This is a genomic window from Argonema antarcticum A004/B2 (genome assembly GCF_023333585.1).
Lineage (GTDB): Bacteria > Cyanobacteriota > Cyanobacteriia > Cyanobacteriales > Aerosakkonemataceae > Argonema > Argonema antarcticum.
Window position 1 is genome coordinate 15,276 of sequence record NZ_JAIQZN010000006.1, and the last position, 15,679, is coordinate 30,954.

Below are 15,679 nucleotides of genomic sequence, written 5' to 3' on the forward strand. Positions count from 1 at the left end.
ACATCATAATTTCATTTAAAAGGGAGAAGCTTGTGAATATCAAGTCAATCTTAGTGCGTCTGCAAAGCTCAATCAATCGAGATGATTTAATTGAACAAATGTTATTGCTTCCCGGTCAAAAAACACAAGTTTCTGGCACAGATGAATCTTCAAAATCGGTCAATTTATTGGTTGGCTATAACGGCTCTCCCGGCAGTCATGCTGCTTTGGATATCGCTCTGTTGATCGCCCATCAAACTCGTTTAGCTACAAGCAAGCAAGTCACAGTGCAAGTTGTCTACGTTATAGAAGAGAATCAAAGCAGCGATCGCGCAGATGCGTTCGGCAATGACACAATAGATTGGATGCCGTTGGAGGTATGCTTAGCATCCGAATTCAGAACCGCAACGCCTGTTTTAACTGAAACCAAGTTTGATGCACCGGTAATGCGATCGCAAATAGCATTGGTAGAACCTTACCCCATAGAAACAACGTTCTCCCGCAATAATTCCTTCGAGCAAGCAGATAGTATTTTATGGCAAGCGCGTTGTCTATTTGAGCAATGGCGTGATTCCTTCGCGGCTCATCTCCGATTTGGTAGCATTGCTACCGAGCTTAAACAAATTGTCGAATCAGAAGCTGCGGATATACTGTTTCTTGGCTGTAACTCCTTCAATCACCCAATTGTTAAAAAATTAGGTGCTAATTTCCCATGTTCGGTATTGGGAATTTCCGATTGTGTTGATGACTAATCGCACAGATGTACAATCGAATCAATTCACTTAGCAAATATCATCCTTACCTGCAAAGTCACCTTTAAGCTAGTGAATTTGCAGGTGGGATTACCAAGTATCTAAATCAGTGGAGAGGAATGTTGTGGAAAATTGGCAAGCTATCATCAGTATTACAATATTTGTCAGTGTGATTGTCTTAATAATGACTGAGTGGATACATCTAACTATCGCTGCCTTTTTGGGCGCTTTGCTACTGGTGTTTGCCCACGTCATGACTTTAACAGAAGCTATAGAATACATCGGTCAAAGTTATGCAACACTCAGTTTATTTTTCGGAGTCATGGTACTCGTGCGAGCCTTTGAACCTACCAAAATCTTTGATTACTTAGGAACTCAGATAGTTTTGTTGGCGAAGGGAAAAGGAAATCGCCTACTTCTGGCTATTGTGGCTATTACAACTCCCATCTGTGCCGTTTTACCAAATGCCACAACGGTGATGTTGCTAGCACCTTTAATTCCACCGATGGCAGCAGAAGTAGGTGTAGATTTTGTGCCGTTGTTAATTTTAATGGTATTTGTGGCTAATAGTGCAGGCTTGCTAACACTTGTTGGAGATCCGGCAACTTTTATTGTGGGCGATGCAGTCAATATCAGCTTTACAGATTACCTAGTTCGCTTGAGTTTGGGGGGTGCGATCGCTATTTTAACTCTACTAGCAACTCTCCCATTTTTATTCCGCAAAATATGGCATAAAAAATTAGACGATCTAGAACACTTGCCACATCCAAAAATTAATCACCCCCGCGTTTTAGCAGTCGGGGGCTTAATTGTCGCTTTCGTATTAATATTCTTCGTAGTCGGAGAAATGCTGCCGATCCCTATTTCTCCGGCTACAGTTGCTTTGTTGGGGGCGGCTCTAGCATTGCTACTTTCCCACCATAGCAAAATAGATTCAGTTAATAACATATTGAGGGATGTTGACTGGAGTACATTGATATTTTTTATGTCTATTTTTGTGCTAATTGGCGGGTTGCAAAAAACAGGTGTGGTTAATAGTTTGTCAGGATTATTGGCAGTTATCTTAGGCAAAAATATTGCCTTTGCTTCGATAATAGTCCTCTTTTTTGTCGGAATTCTATCTAGTGTCGTTCCCAATATTCCGCTTGTGGTGGCGATGGTGCCATTACTCAAACAGTACCTGGTTAACGTAGGATTGGCAGGCTCGGAAGTGCTATCTCCAAACTTTCAGGGGCAATTTCCACCAGAAGTTTTACCGCTGTTTTATGCCATGATGTTCGGTGCAACTTTGGGAGGAAATGGCACTCTGGTAGGAGCATCTTCTAACATCGTAGCGGCAGGAATTTCTGAACTCCACGGACGCCGAATTTCGTTTAAGACTTTTCTGCACTATGGTATACCAGTGATGACGCTGCAACTGATAATGGCAGCAATATATGTTGTATTTCGCTTTTTAATTTAAAAGCAAATTGCCCGCAGCCTCTCATGCTGGGGCTACACAAACAAAGCCTGACGAGAGCAGGCTGTAGAGCGATCGCGCCCCCCATCCTCCCTATCCAGCGTCAGATATGGATTTCAGACTTAGGAGGGATGCTAAAGAGTTTCAGATCCGGCGATTCTAAGCCATAGGACGTTAGTTTTGCCGAAATATAGAATTTATACGCGCATAATCTTTATCTCGGCTGGCAAATAAGAAGGGATGAGGAAAATACTATGTTTCATATTGCCGGAGAAATGTTGGGATGGTACAGCCTGCCATTCTCTCTAGCCCAGGTTCCTCCAGACGATCGCACCGTTACCACGCCAGCACAGGCAGCAGGGCTCTTTTCGGGGCCACAATTTTTTGTGGTCTTGATTGCTGGGGTAGTGCTGGCTTTTGCCTTCCAACTGCTGTTAACCAACCTTTCCGTAGCTGCCGCTATGAAATACTTCGGACACAGCGGGAATGATGATAATGACGATGATGAGAGCGGTAGCTTCGGTGGCACGATTCGTAAAATTGGCTTGGCAGTCGGGCTTTGGACTCTAGTCACCGTCACTATAGCCTTATTCGGTGCCTGCTTTCTAGCAGTGAATCTCAGCCTCCTAAGCCCTGTAGATATGGGTTTGGGTGCTATTCTGGGTTTGGTGATCTGGGGGGCGTATTTCTCCCTATTGGTTTGGGTAAGTTCCACGACGGTGGGTTCCCTGATCGGTTCGGTAGTAAACACGGCAACTTCCGGCTTTCAAGCAATTTTGGGAACGGCAACCGCCGCTTTGGGCGCTAAAGCTGTTAACAGTCAGGTGGTTGCCACTGCCGAAGCTGCTGCCGCCGCAGTGGGTCGGCAACTCGGTTCGGCGATCGATCCTACGAGTATGCGGGAAACTCTTGAGGATTATTTGGAGAGCCTGCGTCCGCCAGAGTTAGATGTGCAAGGGGTACGCCGGGAATTTGAAAAGCTGCTGAATAACTCCGAACTCAAAGCGATCGCACCCGATAACCTCCGCAACATCAATCGTCAGACATTTTTGGACTTGGTGAGCAGCAACACCAATATCTCCAAACGCGATGTAAATCGGATCGCAGACCAGCTGGAAGACGCCTGGAAGCAAGTCACCAGCAAGGGGCCGCAGGGCGACGTGATGGGCGAATTGCTCAACTATCTCAAGTCTGCACAAGCCAAGGAATTGAAGTCGCCTGAGTTAAATACTAAACTCGACCAGCTGATTGCAGAAATGCGCTCGTCGCGTCAGGTAACTCAAGATCAAACAGAGAAAACTCCCGGTTTGATGGATCAAGCACGGCAGATGGCTATGACCGCAATTACGGGCGTAGTTATGGGAAGAGCCGATCTTTCGGATCTCGATGTTCACAGTATCCTGAATCGGCTGCAACAGTTTAGAGAGCAACTGGCATCTGGAACAGATAAACTCACGGCTCAGGTGTCCGATAAAATACCAGCGTTACCGGGTACTCCCAATACCATTCGGCTGGATGTGGAAAATTATCTGCTGAATACTTATCCCTGGCACTTGAACCGGGAAACGATTAAGCAAGAATTCAAACAGGTAATCTACGACCCCGAAGCAGACCCGGTAACTGTTAGCCGACAGTTGGAGCAACTAAAGCGATCGTATTTCGCAGATTTGCTTCAGTCGCGGGGTCTCCTTACCCAAGATAAAATCAACGAAATTGCCGACCAACTAGAAGAAATTCGGCTGGATGTTTTAAACGCGGTTCAATATAGGGAGAAGGAAGAAAAATCGCAGGATCTTCGCACGCGAGTAGAAAATTACCTGCGCGACACGAGAAAAGAAGACCTGAATCCAGAAAGCATTAAGGGCGATTTCAAAGCTCTGTTGTCAGATGCAGATACTGGATATGAAGAATTGCGCGATCGCATCTCCCAATTTGACCGCAACACCTTGGTGCAACTCCTCAGTCAGCGTCAAGACATCACTGCGGAGGAAGCAGATAGAATAGTTGGCAATCTGGAAGAAAACCGCGATCGTATCCTCACCGAAGCTAAAGGACTCCAAGACCGAGCTAAAGCTGAAGTAGAAGCGCTGTGGTTGAATTTAGAGTCTTACTTGCGTAACACTGGCAAGCAAGAACTCAATCCCGAAGGCATCAAGCGGGATATCAGCACCCTGCTGGATAACCCCACGGCGGGAATGCACCTGATTCGCTCGCGGCTGTCTCGCTTCGATCGCGATACGCTGGTTAAACTGCTCAGTCAGCGCCAAGACCTGAACGAGGAACAAGTCAATCAAGTCATCGATCAAGTCCAAAGCGCTTGGACTAACGTTGTCCATGCACCGCAAGCTGTGGTGGATAAAACTAAGGAACAGTACGATCGAGCTACAACCGCTATTACCGATTACCTGCGTAACACAGGCAAGGAAGAACTGAATCCCGAAGGCATCAAGCGGGATTTGGTTAGACTTTTCGATAACCCCAAAGAAGGCGCATTGGCGATACGCGGTCGGCTGTCTCAAGTCGATCGGGACACCCTGGTGAAACTGCTCAGTCAACGCAAAGACTTGAGTGAGGAGCAAGTTAATCAAGTTATCGATCAGGTGCAAGATACGATTCGCAGCATCGTGAAAGCGCCTCGCCGTTTTGCTCAAAGGACTCAAGCTACTGTGCGGGATTTCCAAACTACTTTGGAAGATTATCTGCGTAACACTGGCAAGGACGCTCTCAATCCAGAAGGCATTAAGCGCGATTTGTCTCTCGTGCTGAATGACCCCCGCACGGGCATGGAGAGTTTGGGCGATCGCCTTTCTCGCATAGACCGCGATACATTAATATCACTGCTATCCCAGCGCTCAGATATTTCTGAAGAAGAAGCCGCTCAGACTGTAGATCGAGTCCTCGCCGTCCGCGACCAGTTCGTCGAGCAAGTGCGGAGCATCCAGCGCGGTATCCAAGATGCTGTAGACGGCATTTTTGCCCAAATCCGCAACTACCTCAACTCGCTCGATCGGCCCGAACTTAACTACGATGGCATCAAGCGCGATGTCCGCCAGTTGTTTGATGACCCGCAAGCTGGGTTTGATTCCCTCCGATATCGCCTCGGTCAATTCAACCGCGACACCCTTGTGGCGATTATCAGTTCCCGCGAAGACATCTCAGAAGCTGACGCCAACCGACTGATCGACCAAATTGAAGTCGCACGCAATACTGTACTGCAACGTGCAGAACGCATCCAGCAGGAAGCGCAACGACGCATGGAAGATGTGAAGCGACAAGCAACCAAACAAGCCGAAGAAACTCGCAAAGCAGCAGAAATAGCAGCTTGGTGGCTCTTTGGTACAGCGCTTACTTCTGCCATAGCTTCAGCACTTGCTGGTGCGATCGCTGTAGCCACGTAAAATTGGGTGTGGTCAAAACCCGTTGGTGATGTAGGGGACAAGGAGGACAAGGGAGACAAGGGAGACAAGGGACACAAGGGAGACAAGGGAGACAAGGAGGACAAGGGAGACAAGGGACACAAGGGAGACAAGGGAGACAAGGGAGACAAGGGGGACAAGGAGGACAAGGGAGACAAGGGAGACAAGGGAGACAAGGGAGACAAGGGAGACAAGGGAGACAAGGGAGACAAAGCCCAGAAGAAAAGCTTTTCGTTTCAACCAACCACTTATGACCACACCCCATAAAATGTAACAGATTTCTCCGCTAACCTCAGATGCAAGCCTCTCTAATCACAAAAACGAGAGGCTTTTTTTTTATGTTCCAGGTACGTTGTTGCGCTAAAGCGCTCGGCTCTTTCGGAGTTGCTATGCTTTTGTTCACCTAAGAACATTTTTATTTCTTTTCTCCTCTCCCACTCTCCCCCTCTCCCACTCCCCCACTCTCCCACTCTCCCACTCTCCCACTCTCCCCCTCTACTCAAATAGCATAGTAAGTACGGAAGAGCCTAGCGCTCTTACCCAGGTACGTTGTTGCGCTTTAGCGCTCTTACAGCGGCAGCCGCGTGAGCTACAATAAAATGATTTTCTTCATAGCGTAGGGGCGGGTTTGGCAAATAATTTGTGGCTAACCCACAAGAATCATCACAAAACCCGCCCTTACAACAAATTTGGCAGATAATTTGTGGCTAACCCACAAGAATCCGGGCAAAACCCACCCCTACAATTTACCAGTACCTACCCACTCGCAAGCCGCTGTATTACAACTGGGATAAGAGCGCGGCATCGCAACAACGTACCCAAGAAAGCGATCGCCCTTTCCCTTATCCACTAAAATAAAAATAAGATTAAAATTAGCTATATGATCCAACAACTACCAACTGAAACCAAACCAGCAGTCATCTACCCCGACAGCGACGGTCAACCAATGTCAGACAACACCGAACAATTTCGATGGATTGTTATTATCAAAGAAAACCTAGAAATCTTATTTGCCAATAACCCAGATGTATTTGTTGCAGGCGATCTGCTTTGGTATCCCATCGAAGAAAATAACAAAATTCGCCAAGCACCTGATGCAATGGTTGTTTTTGGCAGACCAAAAGGAAAACGGGGTTCCTACAGACAATGGCAAGAAGATAACATCACTCCCCAGGTAGTGTTTGAAATTTTATCTCCTGGTAACACAGTTAAAGAGATGTCAAGAAAACTTCTGTTTTATCAACGTCACGGAGTCGAAGAATATTATATTTACGACCCGGAAGAAGTGGAATTGACTGGTTTGATACGTTCTGAAAATCGATTAGAAGAGATTGAGGATATCAATGGTTGGATCAGTCCGCGATTGGGGATAAAATTTGAACTTACATCTGATACTCTAGAAATTTACCGTCCCGATGGACAGCGATTTCTTACCTCTGTTGAACTCGATGGATTGAGGGAACAGGAACGCCAACGCGCTGAGGAAGAACGACAACGCGCTGAGGAAGAACGACAACGCGCTGAGGATGCGATCGCACAACTGGAAGAGGAGAGACAGCGATATCAAGCTTTAATAGCGCTGTTACGAGAAAAGGGGATTGACCCAGAACAATTGTAGGCGATTGATGATAGAAATTCGACAGAAACTGGGTTTCTAGCTCAATCGCCTTATCAAGCAGAATATATTTTTTTACGCGCAGGTGCAATGGGAATTTATTTGCCCTTTTCTTGATAATCTTCTTTCACCAATTCCCAAGCTTCTTTCAATTCCTCTAAAGCTTAAGAAACTCCCAAAGCAGCAGAAACAGCAGCTTGGTGGCTCTTTGGTACAGCGCTTACTTCTGCCATAGCTCGCTGTAGCCACATAAAATGTAACAGATTTCTCCGCTAACCTCAGATGCAAGCCTCTCTAATCACAAAAACGAGAGGCTTTTTTATGTTCCAGGTACGTAGTTGCGCTTTAGCGCTCTTACCCAGGTACGTAGTTGCGCTTTAGCGCTCTTACAGCGACTTGCAGCTGCGTGAGTTACAATAACAGGACTTACGCAAAGCCTCTATCTGTAGGGTGTGTTAGCGATAGCGTAACGCACCATCCACCATATTTAGCGTCCCTGCGTAAGTCCTGAATAAAATGAATTTTCTTCATAGCGCGAAAGGTAGGGGCGGGCTTCGCCCCTACAACAAATTTGGCAGATAATTTATGGCTAACCCACAAGAATGATCGCAAAACCCGCCCCTACAACAAATTTGGCAGATATAGCAACCGCCAGGGCGATTAAGCCAACTCCAACTGTTACATGAAGTCCATAATCCCTTACTTCGTCAAGCTTTTTCCTCTTCCCTCTTCCCTAGTCCCTAGCAAGAAAGCCCCTAGTCCCTAGCTATACAACTGGGATAAGAGCGCTAAAGCGCAACAACGTACCTAATAAGAGTCTCAACTAGATAACTAGCAACTTGCGTTAGTAAGGAAAAGGTAAAAAGAAACCAGATTTCTCTTTCGGTATGATATGTATAACCTAATCCCAGGTAGAATCGTCATCGTGAAAACTCCCACCCAGCATCCCACAATTCCCCCTCTCGTAAATGGCGACAAGCTGACACGCGATGAATTCCATCGCCGCTACAACGCCATACCCAACTTGAAAAAAGCTGAATTAATCGAAGGAATTGTCTATATTGGTGGCACTGTCGGTTTTTGCAGCCACAGTCAACCTCATGGTTATATTATCGGTTGCCTGGGAACTTATGCAGCCATAACGCCGAAATTGGGATTGGGTGTTGAGCCTACTGTGCGGCTAGACTTGGATAACGAACTTCAACCAGATGCAGTTCTTCTCGTCACACCAGAAGCAGGCGGTCAAGCAAGGCTCACTGATGACGATTATATCGAAGGTGCTACAGAATTAATCGTGGAAATTGCTGCCAGCAGTGTCGCAATTGACCTTCATGCTAAAAAACAAGCCTATCGCCGGAATGGTGTTAAAGAATATATTGTTTGGCAGGTTTTGGATCGCAAATTGAGTTGGTTCTATTTAGATGAGGGGGAATATGTGGAGTTATCAGCCGATAGGGATGGAATTTTGCGAAGTCAAGTTTTTCCAGGTTTGTGGTTAGCAGTTGCCGAATTATTGGCAGGAGATATGCAGCAGGTATTGACTGTTTTACAAGCTGGGTTGCAATCTCCCGAATGCGCTGCGTTTGTTAAGAAATTAAGCGGTAGCTGTACGGCATAATTAAAATTATTGGATAACGGACATGACATAAGATGCCGTGCGATAAAAAAATGTTCGTAGTGAAGATGAAATTAAGGAGAGTGGGTCAGTGGGTTAACTTTTGTGATGAGTGTAAAAATCTGATGTCTGACGCACGCTACAACTGCTATTTAAAGATATTTAGTAACTGGTAACTGAAAAATGATTAGTGACAAAGTTCGCCAAAGAATTCAACAGGTTAAGGAAGAACGCCTCACTGTATTAACTTTGATGGGTAATTCATTAACCGAAATTCCGACCGAGGTGTTTGAGTTTGAGTGGTTAGAAAAGTTGAATTTACATTGCAACAAACTAACAAGCGTACCAGAAACTATCACCCATCTCACCAATTTATCAGAACTTGATTTAAGTGACAACAAACTAACAAGCCTACCAGAAAGTATCACCCGCCTCACCAATTTATCCGTACTTAATTTAAGTTTCAGCAAACTAACGAGCGTACCAGAAACTATCACCCGTCTCACCAATTTATCCGTACTTAATTTAAGGTACAACAAACTAACAAGCGTACCAGAAGCTATCATCCGTCTCTCCAATTTATCAGAACTTTCTTTACATGGCAACCAACTAACAAGCCTACCAGAAGTTATCACCCGTCTCACCAATTTATCCAAACTTGATTTAAGTTACAACCAACTAATAAGCGTACCAGAAGCTATCACCCGTCTCTCCAAGTTATCCGTACTTAATTTAAGTAACAACCAACTAACGAGCGTACCAGAAGCGATCGCCCGTCTCACCAATTTATCCCTACTTGATTTAAGTGGCAACCAACTAACGAGCGTACCAGAAGCGATTGCCTGTCTCAGCAATTTATCCCTACTTAATTTACGTAACAACCAACTAACGAGCGTACCAGAAGCTATCACCCATCTCAGCAATTTATCCGTACTTAATTTAAGTGACAACCAACTAACAAGCGTGCCAGAAGCCATCGCCCATCTCACCCGTTTATCCGTACTTAATTTACGTGATAACCAACTAACGAGCGTACCAGAAGCGATCGCCTATCTCACCAATTTATCCAAACTTTTTTTAAGTAACAATCAACTAACGAGCGTACCAGAAGCGATCGCCTGTCTCACCAATTTATCCCTACTTGGTTTAAGTGGCAACCAACTAACGAGCGTACCAGAAGCGATCGCCCGTCTCACCAATTTATCCCTACTTGATTTAAGTGGCAACCAACTAACGAGCGTACCAGAAGCGATTGCCCGTCTCACCAATTTATTCAAACTTTCTTTAGGTAACAACCAACTAACGAGCGTACCAGAAGCGATCGCCCGTCTCACCAATTTATCGGAACTTTATTTAAGTAATAACCAACTGACAAGCGTACCAGAAGCGATCGCCCGTCTTATCAATTTATCCAAACTTTATTTAAGTAATAACCCCCTCGAAGACCCCCCACTTGAAATTGCCGAACAAGGTATTGAAGCTATGCGCGAATACTTCCGTCGCAAGCAGGAGAAGACACCCTCTACGAAGCCAAATTAATCGTAATTGGCGAAGGAGGAGCGGGAAAAACCACCCTCGCCAGAAAAATCCAAAATCCTAATTCTCCCTTACCAAAACCAGATGAATCAACCCAAGGCGTTGACGTGCAACAATGGCATTTTCCCCTCGAAAATGGCTCAGATTTTCGCGTAAATATTTGGGACTTTGGCGGACAGGAAATTTACCACGCCACCCACCAATTTTTCCTCACCAAACGTTCCCTCTATCTCTTAGTAGCCGATAGTCGAAAAGAACACCCCCATCTCGACTATTGGTTAAATGTGGTAGAACTATTTAGCGATAGTAGTCCCCTCATAATTATTAAAAACGAAATTAACGATCGGCCCGTCCAAATTGATGAAACCCAACTGCGGGGAAGGTTTGATAATTTCAAAGCTAGCTTTGCTACTAATCTTGGTACTCAGCGAGGAACAGAGGAAGTAGAAAATATTATCAAATCGATTAAGTATCATATCAGCCAACTTCCCCACATTGGCAATAAATTCCCCAAGACTTGGACAAAAATCCGCGCTATCTTAGAACAGGATAATCGCAATTATATTACACTCGATGAATATTTGCATATCTGCTATAATAATGGGGTTACAGTAAGTCGGGAAAACCCTGGGGATGGACACTTAATCCTCAGCCAATTTTTACACGACTTGGGTATAATTCTCCACTTCCAAGACGACAAAAAATCCTTATTATATAAAACGATAATTCTTCAACCCAACTGGGGAACCGATGCGGTTTATAAAGTCCTCGATAGCAATACTGTCAAGCGAAATTTAGGGCAATTTACGGATCGGGATCTCAGCCAAATTTGGCAAGATTCCGAATACAACAATATGCAGGGTGAATTATTAGAGTTGATGATGAAATTCAAACTCTGCTATCCCCTGAATAACAGAAGAGGTGTTTATATTGCTCCCCAATTATTAGATTCCAATCCACGCCAATACGAATGGAATCCCAGCGATAATTTATTTCTGCGTTATGAATATGACTTTATGCCCAAAGGCATTTTAACCCGCTTCATTGTAGAAATGCACCACTATATTGACGAACCGAAAGTCTGGCGCAGTGGCGTAATTTTAAAACGGGATAATACCTTCGCTGAACTTATCGAAACTTACGACAGGCGCGAAATTAAGATTCGCTTATCTGGAACAAACAAACGCGGATTTTTAGAAGTAATTGCCGATAAATTAGACGAAATTCATCGTAGTTACGAACGATTGAAAGTCAAAAAGATGATTCCCTGTAATTGTTCCGCCTGTAAAGATAGCCAAACTCCTCATTTTTACGATTTTGAGAAATTACGCCAACGCCTAGCGAACAACAAACCAAATATTGAATGTGACAAACCACCCTATAACGAAGTTAACGTTCTGAATTTGATTGATGATACAATTGGGAGAGACAAGTTTATCCAAAAACAGACAGAACGGGAACCAAATATTAATTATCATATCCATAATTCACAAGTTCAAATAAATCAAGGATTAGGTGCGATGGAAGAAAATCAAAACAAACCGATTAAAGTTAAAAGTGCGTGGGCGAATGGCTCATTTTATCTCTTCGTTTTTGTGGTTGTAGTAGCAGGAATCGGCTTTTTAGGAAATCAATTAGCATTCCCCGCTTTCTGTGTTGTGGTGATAGGTGGTATTTTATTCGTTCCCATCATTGGTGCATTACAACTTAAGCAGGATGAACGGGTAAAAGATGAGACTTTTTTAGAGTTAATGAAAATGGCGATCGGGCAATTACCGTTAATTGGTAATGTTTTAGGTAAAGTTTTAAATCCTAGTAGTAAATCTGAGGATGAGTAAGGTATGTAGTTGGGCTTTAGCCCTCTTATTAAACCTGGCTTAAGAGGGCTAAAGCCCAACTACATACCTAAGAAGGTTAAACATCAAACGCACCATGCGATCGCACAACTGGAAGCAGAAAGACAGCGATATCAAGCTTTAATAGCACTGTTGCGAGAAAAAGGGATCGATCCAGAACAATTGTAGGCGATTAAAGTCATAAACCCGACAAAAAGATGGTTTTGCTCACAATACCGGCAGATATTAGTGCTGCACCGATCGCTCTAGCCTCGTCTTTCGTTGCAGCTTTATCGTTTTAGGGTTGCTTTTGTGCGGTTACTTCCTCGCCGAACCTCTGGGAGTGCCAGTTTCCTTAAATTGCTGGTTTGGGTGCTTTGGGACTGCTGGCTTTAGCGGGACGCTGGTTCGATCGCCAAACCAACGCGGTGATTCCCATCGGCAAGATTCTGCGGTCAGCGCCTTGGCAGGTGGTTGTGTTCAGTTTGGGGAATCTGGTTGTCACCGGACTGCGGAATGCGGGTTTAACTGCTATTCTGAGTCACAGTTTAGAGCAATTGTCGCACAGAGGATTCTCCCTAGCTGCTCTAGGCATGGGGTTTCTGGCAACTTTACTATCTGCCGTGATGAACAATCTGCCTACAGTGTTGATTAATGCGATCGCAATTCAAGACGCCGCCGGTATTCACCCTCATATTCAACAAGCAATGGTGTACGCCAATGCGATCGGCTGCGATATTGGGGCCAAGATAACGCCCACTGGTAGCCTCTCTACCCTGTTGTGGCTGCACGTTCTCGATCGTAAGGGTATACGTATCCGCTGGAGCCAGTATCTTCGCATCAGCTTTATTCTTACCCTACCTGTTCTTTTTGTAACACTCCTGAGCTTGGTGCTGTGGTTACCTTGGGTACTTGCCTGAAGAAAAGTCAAAAGTAAAAAAAAGAAAAGAATATCTGTTCTTTTTTTTGCCTCTTGTCTAGTTGTGCGATTTAGATAGCAATCAATGAAAGTCAGTTAGGGCGTTCTTAATTGCTGAAACCCTTCGGCTGAGCTATCACGGCGAAGCCCTTGATTCTAGCCCCTCTTCCCCTAGCTCCTCTTCCCCAATCCCTTCTTTACTTTTGAATGAGTGACTTTTGTACGGGCGGGTGCGATCTCACACATCTCATTACCAACAGAATATTTTACAAAACCCGCCCCTACTGACTTTTCTTGCCCCTAGCCCCTAGCTATATATCACAGAATCTGCCAAGTAGGATCGCGGAAAACACTGACTTAGATCACAATTTGGTAACGAACTACATCACAAGATACTAGAGATTGGCATCACTCAAAGGCTCTTGAAAAAATATCATACTAGGTTTTATAAATCAGTAATTTCTCGGATGTGCTATGGAACTGCTGCATGAATGCGGGTTAATAAACGCTGAAAACTGGATGGAGCAACCAGAAGAAGTGCAGGAGAACCTAAATACGCGCACGATAAATCTGGCACCTACCTACCGAAAATCAGAAAAAACAATTCCTCAGCAAGTGCGAATAGAGGAAGTACAGCGTGAAACTATAATGTCTATTTGTCAGGCGTCTGGCAAGCAAGAAGGTAGCAAACCGAGACGCAGTTTGAATTCTACACTGCAAGAATTAACTTTTTACTCCCAAAGCATTGAGTTTAACAGTCCCGCAGAGGAAGCAGCCAAGCTTTTGAAAGGCAACTCTTTGCTTCCTGGCATCATCATCACCGATCGGGGTAAGTTTGCTGGGATGATTTCGCGACGGCGTTTTTTTGAGCAAATGAGCCGTCCTTTTGGCTGGGATTTATTTTCAAAACGACCTGTTCTGGCGCTGTATCGCTTTGTTATGGCAGAAATTTTAATGTTGCCCAGCGATACTTCCATTGTGGCCGCAGCTAGGCAGTCTTTGCAGCGATCGCCAGATTTGCTCTACGAACCGATCGTCGTGCAAAACGAGCTAGGAGTCTACAAAATGTTGGACATCCATCAGTTACTCTTAGCTCAATCGGAAATTCATGACTCGGTAACAGAGGCACTCCAGCAAGCTGAAGCCAAATATCGCAGTATTTTTGAAAATGCCGTGGATGGCATCTTCCAATCAACTCCCGACGGGCGCTACCTCAACGTTAATATAGCGCTCGCAGATCTCTATGGCTATGACTCGCCGGAGGAACTGATACAGAGTTTCACTGACATCGCACGGCAACTTTATGTTGACCCCAACCGGCGGGCCCAGTTTATTGCTACGATCGAAGAATACGAATCCGTATCCAAATTTGAGTCTCAGATTTATCGCAAAGACGGCAGCATTATCTGGATTTCCGAAAATGCCCGCGCCGTCCGAGACGCCGACGGTACTCTAGTTCATTACGAAGGTACTGCGGAAGATATCACCCAGCGCAAACTCTCAGAAGAAGCTTTGCGGGAATCGGAAACGCGATCGCGAAAACAAGCAGATGAACTCGAACAAGCTTTACACGCACTCCAAAAAACTCAAGCTCAACTAATTCAGACCGAAAAAATGTCCAGTTTGGGGCAGTTGGTTGCTGGCGTTGCCCACGAAATTAACAATCCCGTCACCTGCATTTATAGCAACCTTCCTCACGCCAATCAATATATAGAAGATTTACTGAATCTCCTCAAGCTTTATGCTAAGCACTATCCCGAACCCCATGAGGAAATTGAAGATGAAGCGGAAGCGATGGATCTAGAGTTCCTCAGAGAAGATTTGCCCAAAATCATGTCTGCAATGCACCAAGGATCGGAGCGCATTCGCGAAATTATTTTGTCGCTGCGAAACTTCTCCCGTATGGATGAAAAGCAGATGAAGCCAATTGACATTCATCAGGGAATTGATAGCACTCTGCTAATCTTGCACCATCGCATCAAAGGGACGGCAGGACATCCCGAAATTCAGATAATTAAAGAGTACGGCAAACTGCCTCCAGTCAAGTGCTATTTAGGACAAGTCAACCAAGTATTTATGAATCTGCTTAGCAATGCAATTGATGCTCTGGAAATGGGTACAGGGAAAAATAACCAATTCCCAATTCCTACAATTTGGATTAGTACAGAAGTTGTAGATGATTTCGTAAGAATACATATTGCCGACAACGGGCCTGGGATGACTGAGGAAACCCGCAGAAATATGTTTGAACCCTTCTTTACAACGAAACCAGCTGGCAAAGGCACTGGTCTTGGTTTGTCTATCAGTTGTCAGATTGTCGAAGAAAAACACGGAGGGAAATTAGAATGTACTTCCACGCCGGGGCAAGGTACAGAATTTACGATCGAAATTCCGATTCATGGAGCATAGGGCATCGGGAATCGGGCAAAAGTTAGCCTGTGTTTGTCAAGACAATCTATCTGGAAAAAATAACCCCGTTTGTTACACCGGGGTTGTCTCATCAACATCTCACCCGTCAAAGATTCGATCGGGAACTTAGTCACCAAAACGTTT

The 15,679-nt window shown here is 44.9% G+C and carries 11 protein-coding genes; all 11 read left to right on the forward strand.

Going from position 1 to position 15,679, the window contains the following annotated elements; genetic code table 11:
* The first annotated feature begins 32 nt into the window (after positions 1–32).
* The 11 genes from LAY57_RS03880 to LAY57_RS03930 all read left to right on the forward strand — a co-directional run bounded on the left by LAY57_RS03880 (position 33) and on the right by LAY57_RS03930 (position 15,535).
* A complete protein-coding gene (locus tag LAY57_RS03880) occupies positions 33–731 on the forward strand; it encodes a universal stress protein (RefSeq protein ID WP_249064987.1) in 699 nt (232 codons plus the stop codon).
* 124 nt (positions 732–855) lie between these two features.
* The gene (locus tag LAY57_RS03885) at positions 856–2,193 is read left to right on the forward strand and encodes an ArsB/NhaD family transporter (RefSeq protein WP_249064988.1); all 1,338 of its coding nucleotides are present in this window, start codon (positions 856–858) and stop codon (positions 2,191–2,193) included.
* Between the two features lie 251 nt (positions 2,194–2,444).
* Complete coding sequence (locus LAY57_RS03890; RefSeq protein ID WP_249064989.1) at positions 2,445–5,588, forward strand: MFS transporter; 3,144 nt, start codon at positions 2,445–2,447, stop codon at positions 5,586–5,588.
* A 6-nt stretch (positions 5,589–5,594) separates the two neighbouring features.
* Positions 5,595–5,873 (forward strand): hypothetical protein, encoded by a 279-nt coding sequence (locus LAY57_RS03895; RefSeq protein ID WP_249064990.1) that lies wholly within the window; start codon positions 5,595–5,597, stop codon positions 5,871–5,873.
* 613 nt (positions 5,874–6,486) lie between these two features.
* Positions 6,487–7,224, forward strand: a complete 738-nt coding sequence (locus LAY57_RS03900) for a Uma2 family endonuclease (RefSeq protein WP_249064991.1) — start codon at positions 6,487–6,489, stop codon at positions 7,222–7,224.
* An 889-nt stretch (positions 7,225–8,113) separates the two neighbouring features.
* On the forward strand, positions 8,114–8,839 hold the full coding sequence (locus LAY57_RS03905) for a Uma2 family endonuclease (protein ID WP_249064992.1): 726 nt from the start codon (positions 8,114–8,116) through the stop codon (positions 8,837–8,839).
* Positions 8,840–9,019: 180 nt separating this feature from the next.
* On the forward strand, positions 9,020–10,375 hold the full coding sequence (locus LAY57_RS03910) for a leucine-rich repeat domain-containing protein (protein ID WP_249064993.1): 1,356 nt from the start codon (positions 9,020–9,022) through the stop codon (positions 10,373–10,375).
* 47 nt (positions 10,376–10,422) lie between these two features.
* Positions 10,423–12,210, forward strand: a complete 1,788-nt coding sequence (locus tag LAY57_RS03915; protein ID WP_249065100.1) for a COR domain-containing protein — start codon at positions 10,423–10,425, stop codon at positions 12,208–12,210.
* A gap of 9 nt (positions 12,211–12,219) precedes the next feature.
* Positions 12,220–12,396 (forward strand): hypothetical protein, encoded by a 177-nt coding sequence (locus LAY57_RS03920; protein ID WP_249064994.1) that lies wholly within the window; start codon positions 12,220–12,222, stop codon positions 12,394–12,396.
* Positions 12,397–12,575: 179 nt separating this feature from the next.
* Positions 12,576–13,127 carry an ArsB/NhaD family transporter gene (locus LAY57_RS03925; RefSeq protein ID WP_249064995.1) on the forward strand — a complete coding sequence of 184 codons (552 nt, stop codon included), beginning with the start codon at positions 12,576–12,578 and terminating at the stop codon, positions 13,125–13,127.
* Positions 13,128–13,600: 473 nt separating this feature from the next.
* On the forward strand, positions 13,601–15,535 hold the full coding sequence (locus LAY57_RS03930) for an ATP-binding protein (protein WP_249064996.1): 1,935 nt from the start codon (positions 13,601–13,603) through the stop codon (positions 15,533–15,535).
* Positions 15,536–15,679 lie beyond the last annotated feature (144 nt).